The following is a 7,393-nucleotide window of genomic DNA, read 5'->3' as shown; positions in this document are numbered from 1 at the left end:
ATGGAACCTGCGGAGAAGTAGTATTTCCCTTGCTCGGGCGTAAACGTTTTGCCATCGAACCTCCCGATCATATACGTGTTGGAAGCGCCGTACATGACCCATTTTTTGTTTTGCAGGTTCCCGTCGACCGGGAGCTCAAATAAATCCGGGCATTCCCAAAAGCCGGTGACGTGGCTCTGGTAGGTCCAGTCTTTCAGGTTGGCGGAGGTGTAAATGGAGTGGCCGTCGCGCTCATTGAGCACCATGACCCAGTGCTTGCCCGGGGCGTACCAGAGCACGCGGGGATCCCGGGTGTCTTTACTGTTCCATTTCTCTTTGGAATCGATGAGGGGATTGCGGGCGTATTTGGTCCAGGTGCGGCCTTTGTCGAGGCTGTAAGCCAGGGACTGCACCTGCCGGTCGGGGCTGTCGACGGTATACAGCGCCACCATGGCGGGGTAGCCGGGCTTTCCGAAGCCGGAAGTATTATCGTAATCGATCACGGCGGAGCCAGAGAACATGGTGCCGGATTTGTCGGGGTGCAGGGCAACGGGCAGCTCCTGCCAGTGGACCAGGTCTTTGCTCACGGCGTGGCCCCAGGACATATTTTCCCATTCGCGTTCGTAAGGGTTGTGCTGGTAGAAGAGATGATATTCTCCTTCGTAGAAAACGAGCCCGTTGGGGTCGTTGATCCAACCGCGGCGGGTGGAAAAATGGTACTGCGGGCGGCGGTGCTCCCGGTAGAGGGAGTCCTGCCCGGCGATGCGGTCGTCCTGGTAGATGTGCGATATTCCGGCACCGCTACCGTCGAATTGCAGGCGCAGGGTTTTGCCTTTCCAGGCGCTCATGTCCACGAACACCCAGTATTCGGGCGTGGCGCTGAGTCGGATGCGGAAGCTGCGCTCTTCTTCCCCGGCGGCTTTCATCGTCATGATGGCGCGTTCGTTCTGTTGGGAAACGGGCAGGTTGAGGTATCGTTTGGTAACGGTGATGGCGGTGTCGGATGCGGAGGCTGGCAGATGGCTGCACAGCACGGCCATGGCGGCCAGTAGACGAGGCGTTGTTTTCATGCGTTGGAGCTTTGCGGCGTGGAATCCTGTTTTTTCAAAGATAGGCAAAGTCGACACAAAGTACTACCCGTTACCGCTTCAGCAGCAGGCGCAGGTAAAACCCGGGGCTTGCGAGTTTCTTGCGGATATCCACTTCGTGGAACATGCTGGAAAGGAGTTCCTGCAATTCCTGGTTGCCGGCGCTGAGGCGCATGAGCATATTGAACAGCCAGGGGAAGCGGATGAGCTTCTGCAGGCGGGTGCTCATGGTCAGTTCGGGGCCCAGGACGCGGTACACTTCGGCGTCATAGGCTTGCAGGGCGCCGGCGGAGTAATCGTTGGCGGCTATGGAAGCGGCGGCCTGCGCGGCGGCCATGCGGGCGGAGTACATGGCATTGCCGATGCCTTCGCCGGTGAAGGGGTCTATCAGGAAGCCGGCGTCGCCCACGAGGAGGTATCTTTCTCCCGAAAGCTTCCTCCTTTTGCTGCCGAGCGGGAGGCCGTAGCCGTCGATAGTGCCCTGGAGGTTGGCGTTTTTAAAGCGTTCCTGCATGACGGGATCGTGCTGCACGGCGTCGAGCAGCATTTGCTTGAGGTTGGCTTTCTTCTTCCTCGCCAATTTACTCAGCATGCCGATCCCGACGTTGGCTTCCCCGTTGGGCAGGGGGAATATCCAGAAGTAACCGGGCAGCACGTTTTTAAGGAAATGCAGTTCAATGAGATTGTCGGGATGCAGCCCGCCGATGCCGGTGTAATACGCCCGGATGCCGGCTACGTAGTGCGCCGGCTCCATGCGGATGTTGGCGACGTCCCTGGTGAACCCGGAATGGGCGCCGTTGGCAGCGATCACCAGCTGCGCCTTGACCCTGAGGGTGCCGGCGGCGTCGGATAGCAGGTAGCCGTCGGGCTCCAGGGTGTGCTGGGTGATGGCTTTTCCTTCAATCAATTGAATCTGCGGGCAGCGTTTCATTTCATCCACGAGGAAATTATCGAAGTGGATGCGTTTGCATACGAATCCCCGGGGCTCGCCGGGCAGTTTCTGGTAATTCGGTTTATAAGGGATGTTGATGCCCATACGGTTGGCGGCCACGAAGCTGACGCCCCAGCTGTCCTCCTTGAAGACCAGCTGCTGCAGCCGCTCCGCAATACCTTTGTCGATCCGGGAGAGCTGGGTGAGCACCTTCCCGCTAAGGCCGTCGCCGCAGACTTTGTCACGGGGGAAGACGGCCTTATCGATCACCAGGCAGGGTATGCCCATGTAAGCCAGTTGCAGCGCGGTGGTAGCGCCTGCCGGGCCGGCGCCCAGGATACAAACTTTTGTTTCCAGCATCATCGGATTCAGGTATGAGATCGTTTCAGGGTTGTAAAAGAAAAGCCGCGGGGATCGGAGGATCTGCGCGGCCTGGAGAGACGAATCTAATGCAAAATTTTGAATTATCATCCAATTACTTATCTTTGATTTATACTCCTTTTTAACCGGCACCCCATAAAAAATTAACCGTATTATTTATTGACTTTGCCCTATAATTACGCCCCAATACCGGCACTATCCTTTGTATTCAAGCAACCAAAAAAATAAACTATACCCTGCATGCGATTTCTCATGATTACCTGTACACTCCTGTTCATTGGTGTTACAAGTAGCTATTCCCAAAACCGAAAAACGGTCGAGTACGATTTCGAAAAGAAAGCATTAACAGGCGCCATTCCTTTCGACCAGCCCTTCAACATCAAATGCGTCAACATCCCTGATGATGTGAAAGATGTACACGTTGTCGTTTACGACGTCAACCGCATCAATTACAAAGGGAGATGGGATAAAAAAAATCCCCTGACCGACTCCATCCTGCAAATGAACAAGCAAGCCTGTACCCTCTTCTACCAGACCGGCAAATACGACCGGCATTCCGACACCCTGAACATCCCCGTGCTGGTATTCCTCCGCCCCAACGCCAGTTACCTGGTGGAGATTGCGGGTAACACCTACACTGAGCTCAGCGACGAAGAAAACGATGCCGCCGTTCAGGCCATCATGGATGATGCCGGCTTCATTGCGGCCAACAACCAGGTGATCGTTACCCAGTTGCTCACGCCCGGAGGCTCCAAATCCTGGTCGCAAAACATGGCCGCCATCCACGCGGCGGCGGAAGCGGCGGCCAAAGAGGTGAATGGGAAATATACCCTTTCGGGGGATAATTACGACGAACAGTTCACCCGTTTCCTCGGTGCCACCAACGCCCTCAACCAGATCCGCGCCGAACTGCGGCACCATAAAGAAGGATTTTATGGCGAAGCATACGACCTTCTGAACAGCTCCCCGGGGAAAAAACCGAAGCTGGTGACCGACAAGGAAGGCGAAATCGACGTCCTGGAGAAAAAGATCGGCGGGCTGAAAGAGAACGCCAAAACAGACACCAGCCCCGCACTCGCGCAGCAAATTGTTTCGGACGAGAAACAGCTGGAAAGCCTCCGCAAAGAGCTGGCCCTTATCCTGGGAAGCCTGACCGAAAGCAAGCGGCAGATCGCCGCCAAAGGCGTACTGGATAAAGATCTCCCCATCGGGAAAATCTCATCGTCCGTAGAAAAGAAAATGAAGCAAACGGATTGGTTCAATGCCACGAAGAGCGACCTGGACTTCACCACCGAATTCAAAAACGACCTGAACAAAGAAAAGATCAAAGGCCTCTCCCCCACCGAAATCGCCACCATCGCCAACGATATGGCCGGGAAATTCCAGGCGAAGATCGACAAGCCGCTGGATGAGCTCCTGCAAGCCCGCGATGATCTGAAAAAGAATATCGCCGTCGAACTCAGCGAATCCCTGTTCTCCTACAAAGAAACCGGCAACACCTATCCCACTTCCCTGGAAGAAAGGTTCAAAATGCACGTCACCCTTGATCTTGGTTACGCGTATGTGGCCCGGGTAGACCGTTTCAACCTATACGCCGGGATGAACTTCTACTTCCGCGCCATCGACACCTCGCTCCCGCTCAGTAACTACCGCGGCAAATTCGCGGATGTTATCGGCTCCAGGGCTTCGCTGCTGCTGGGCGTATCGCTGACTTCCATTAAAAAGGACGGTATCCGCAGGGGCATCGTCAGCGAGGATATGGCCCTGATCTCGGGCGTAGGATTCCGGCTGCTTTCATTTTTTAAAATCAACGGCGGCGCGTATTTCTTCTACCAATACCCCACCGATCCCCTGGCCAACAAGAGCAATTACCACGTCAAAGCCGCGCCATTCGTGTCGTTGTCGCTGGATTTCAATATCCAGAGCTTCCTCGAAAGCTTCGGCAACGGCCATGTCGCAAACATCTTCAAACAATAAATTCATCCCTTATGTCTGTCCAAATAAACAACTTCACCCTCGACCCTACGGAGTTCCGCTTCAAACCCGGCAAACCGGACCAGACCCTGAAAATCGAATGGTCTGAATCTTTTTCCAGCCCGGGCCCCAACAAAGGGCATTACCATCTGACGATTTCGGAAGACGCCGACGTCGAGCTTGTTTCTATCTACATCCCTGAAAAGGATGAAGTGGTAACGATCGGCGACTTTGATACGGCGCCCCATAACCTGCCTTACATCCTCGAATTCACGCCCAAATCCCTGATCTGGTATGAAGACACGGAAAGCAGCAACGACCGCTGGATGGAGGTTTACATCATCATCACCAGAAGCCAGTCCGGCGAAGAAGGCTGCGAAGTAGCCCTGGAGGTGCGCGGCAATTATGTGCCGGGATCTCCCCTGCTCCCTTCCCTTCCAGCTTCCGACCGCGCCATTTTCAAATACCAATAATCCAATCAACGATACATGAAATACTTTGCCATCATAACCGCCGTTTCGGCCATGATGCTTTCCGGATGCAGCAAGAAAGACGACGATTACCAGCTGGGGAAAGGACTGCAGCTGAAAGACGTCATCGCCTTCGCCAATGCCCCCCAGGCGGAGAAAGCCGCGGATAACAAATCCACCTACCTCGTTGGGGTTCAGATCAGCCGCGAGGCCGATTCCCTGCTGCGCGAAGTGGTGTTCACCGTCAAAGGCGGCACTTTCGGCAACGACGATACCATTCAGACCGTTACCGCCAACAGCAGCGGCTACGCACAGGTCCGCCTTAAAAGCGACAGCATCGGCAGCGCCGTGGTACGTGCTTCTGTACAAAAACACTACACCATCGACACGGCATATACTTTCGGCCGCTCCTATCCGAACGATTTCCTGCTATCGGCCAGCCAGTACACAGGCGATACGGCCAGCAGTTTTACGTTCACCGTAGACCTGTTCCGCGAGCCCGGGAAAGGAATGGTTTCCGACCCGGCGAAGGTGTATTTCAACATGGTGTCGCTGGATACCACGCTGCAACTGGTGATTCCCGCGTTTGCGTATACCGAAAACCAGCAGGTGACGGCCACCGCCAGCAATCCTTTCCACCTCACGGGCGACTTCGAACTGCAGGTGAAAACATTGCGAACGGATACGGACACACTGCTGCGTACGCTGCGCATCCAGGTGCGGTAAGTCGTTAAGAAAATCAAAGCAAAGGCTTCATTACTGAAGCCTTTGCTTTTTTTATTGCATCCGGTTATGGGAAAGGTATCTCTTCCACCAGTTCCTTCCTGCTGTGCAGTACTTTTTCGAAGAGTTCCGGGTTGAGGAGGTCTTTTACGGAGGAGATCACGAAATCTGGCTGGTAGCTGAAATGACTCAGATCTTCCGCTTTGGTAACGCCCGACAGGGTGAGTACCGTGGTGAAGCCCATGGAACCGGCGCCGAGGATATCGGTACCCATGGTGTCGCCGATCATCACGGCCTGGTCGGTGGAGAGGCCGAGTTTCTTGCGCGCCATGCGCATCATGACGGGGCTGGGCTTCCCTACGCTGAAGGCCTGTTTGCCGGTGGCGCATTCCACCATGGCCACGAAGGCGCCGCAGCCCGCGCGATATTTGCCGTTGCCCACGGGGCAGTTCGGGTCGAGGTTGGTGGCGATCAGTTTCGCGCCGTTCATGATCATATTGATGGCTTTGTCCACGGATTCGAGCATGATGGTGCGGCCTTCGCCGATGATGACATAATCCGGGTGATCGTCGACGATGGAGAAGCCGGCGGCGTGCAATTCGGCCAGCAGTCCGCCCTCGCCGATCACATAGGCCGTGGCCCGGGGCGTGCGGGAAGCGAGGTACCGGGCGGTGGCCATACCGCAGGTGAATACGTCGTCGTCTTCCACGTTAAAGCCCAGTTTCCGGAGTTTGTAGGACACGTCGCGGTTGGTGCGTTGGCTGTTGTTGGTGAGGAAGAGGAAGGGAAAGCCCTGGTCGCGCAGGTTGTTGATAAATTCCACTGCACCGGGGATGGTTTCGGAGCCCCGGTAAATGACACCATCCATGTCGATAAGAAATCCTTTCTGATTCATATTTTGGTTTTAAAATGGAACCGTGCAAGCCATCGTACGGGACGAAGCTATCCGGCGATTAAAATGCAAATTGAGATCAGATTTGATAAGTGGAGATGAATAAGGCAGGAAGGCCATGATGCATCGGTTTGCGTTGCGCATGGCCCGATGGATCAAATATACAAATAAAGTTGAATGATGTATGTATTATTTGTGATGCATCGATTTTTCTAATGCTTCCATCATGCCCCGCCCCTTCCAGCCTGCCCGCCGCCTGTATCTTTGGCGCCTTTCCCGATGGCATAGTTTTTCTTATATTGGAACAAAACCTTCCCCATAAACCAGTTGATAACATGCCTGACCTCAATCATTGCATAACCGTTTACAAAAAACAATTGCAGCAAGGAGATATCCGGGAAGCCTACGCGGGCCTCGTGAAATACGTAACCAGGCTGGGCACAACATTGGACAAGCATCTCGCTGGACGTTTTGCCTTCGGCAGCCTGTTCCAGGGGTATATGGACTACACATATTTTTACTTCACCAATGATTTCCTGAAAAAGCGGAAACTAAAATTCGGCCTTGTCCTCAATCATCCTGAAATGCGTTTCGAAATTTGGCTGTTAGGCCAAACAATTCCCCTCCAGGAGAAATACTGGCAATTTTTCAAATCAACGAAATGGAATCAAGGCAGAACTACCAGGCCCCAATACTCCATACTTGAAACCGTGCTGGTTGAACATCCTGATTTCAACAACCTGGAACGGCTTACACAGCAGATCGAAGAAAGGCTGGTTGCGATCGCAGATGAGATTATTGCAGATATAAAGCGCGGTAATTTGCCAGAATCTATATAAAACCTCAGTACAGTTAGTCCCCACGGTTCGCATAGTGCAACGTCACCACGCCCGAACCCAGCGTTTTCGAGCCCAGTAATTTGAGGTTGCTCAGCTGCACCCGGCCGTCGAACAGG

The 7,393-nt window shown here is 54.1% G+C and carries 7 protein-coding genes; 4 read left to right on the top strand and 3 right to left on the bottom strand.

The features are described from left to right. Together Q0510_RS04565 and Q0510_RS04560 are read right to left on the bottom strand one after the other, a co-directional pair. Nucleotides 1-1,049 (bottom strand): glycoside hydrolase family 32 protein (locus tag Q0510_RS04565; RefSeq protein WP_298708678.1); only part of this gene is annotated, 1,049 nt, incomplete at its 3' end. Nucleotides 1,050-1,119: 70 nt separating this feature from the next. Beyond that, nucleotides 1,120-2,361 (bottom strand): NAD(P)/FAD-dependent oxidoreductase, encoded by a 1,242-nt coding sequence (locus Q0510_RS04560; RefSeq protein WP_298708676.1) that lies wholly within the window; start codon nt 2,359-2,361, stop codon nt 1,120-1,122. 258 nt (nt 2,362-2,619) lie between these two features. On the opposite strand from Q0510_RS04560, the gene Q0510_RS04555 reads away from it, so the two are divergent. The 3 genes from Q0510_RS04555 to Q0510_RS04545 are packed head-to-tail and all read left to right on the top strand — an operon-like array spanning nt 2,620 to nt 5,549. Next, nucleotides 2,620-4,356, top strand: a complete 1,737-nt coding sequence (locus Q0510_RS04555) for a hypothetical protein (RefSeq protein ID WP_298708674.1) — start codon at nt 2,620-2,622, stop codon at nt 4,354-4,356. 11 nt (nt 4,357-4,367) lie between these two features. Beyond that, the gene (locus Q0510_RS04550; RefSeq protein WP_298708672.1) at nt 4,368-4,826 is read left to right on the top strand and encodes a hypothetical protein; all 459 of its coding nucleotides are present in this window, start codon (nt 4,368-4,370) and stop codon (nt 4,824-4,826) included. Between the two features lie 15 nt (nt 4,827-4,841). Then, entirely contained in the window at nt 4,842-5,549 is a 708-nt protein-coding gene (locus tag Q0510_RS04545) for a hypothetical protein (RefSeq protein ID WP_298708670.1), read from the top strand. A gap of 64 nt (nt 5,550-5,613) precedes the next feature. Here Q0510_RS04545 and Q0510_RS04540 read toward each other — a convergent pair whose 3' ends face one another. Then, nucleotides 5,614-6,441 (bottom strand): HAD-IIA family hydrolase, encoded by an 828-nt coding sequence (locus Q0510_RS04540; RefSeq protein ID WP_298708668.1) that lies wholly within the window; start codon nt 6,439-6,441, stop codon nt 5,614-5,616. A 332-nt stretch (nt 6,442-6,773) separates the two neighbouring features. Here Q0510_RS04540 and Q0510_RS04535 point away from each other — a divergent pair, with 332 nt between their 5' ends. Beyond that, complete coding sequence (locus tag Q0510_RS04535; RefSeq protein ID WP_298708666.1) at nt 6,774-7,277, top strand: hypothetical protein; 504 nt, start codon at nt 6,774-6,776, stop codon at nt 7,275-7,277. The last annotated feature ends 116 nt before the right edge of the window (nt 7,278-7,393 follow it).

Source organism: uncultured Chitinophaga sp. (assembly GCF_937874145.1).
Lineage (GTDB): Bacteria > Bacteroidota > Bacteroidia > Chitinophagales > Chitinophagaceae > Chitinophaga.
Note: the sequence above shows the minus strand (reverse complement) of the source record. Positions and strands in the feature narration are given on the sequence as shown.

Excerpts from the sequence above, each read along its gene's own strand:
- Q0510_RS04540 (WP_298708668.1), bottom strand. The coding sequence starts at position 6,441 with ATGAATCAGAAAGGATTTCTTATCGACATGGATGGTGTCATTTACCGG.
- Q0510_RS04545 (WP_298708670.1), top strand. The coding sequence starts at position 4,842 with ATGAAATACTTTGCCATCATAACCGCCGTTTCGGCCATGATGCTTTCC.
- Q0510_RS04555 (WP_298708674.1), top strand. The coding sequence starts at position 2,620 with ATGCGATTTCTCATGATTACCTGTACACTCCTGTTCATTGGTGTTACA.
- Q0510_RS04550 (WP_298708672.1), top strand. The coding sequence starts at position 4,368 with ATGTCTGTCCAAATAAACAACTTCACCCTCGACCCTACGGAGTTCCGC.
- Q0510_RS04560 (WP_298708676.1), bottom strand. The coding sequence starts at position 2,361 with ATGATGCTGGAAACAAAAGTTTGTATCCTGGGCGCCGGCCCGGCAGGC.
- Q0510_RS04535 (WP_298708666.1), top strand. The coding sequence starts at position 6,774 with ATGCCTGACCTCAATCATTGCATAACCGTTTACAAAAAACAATTGCAG.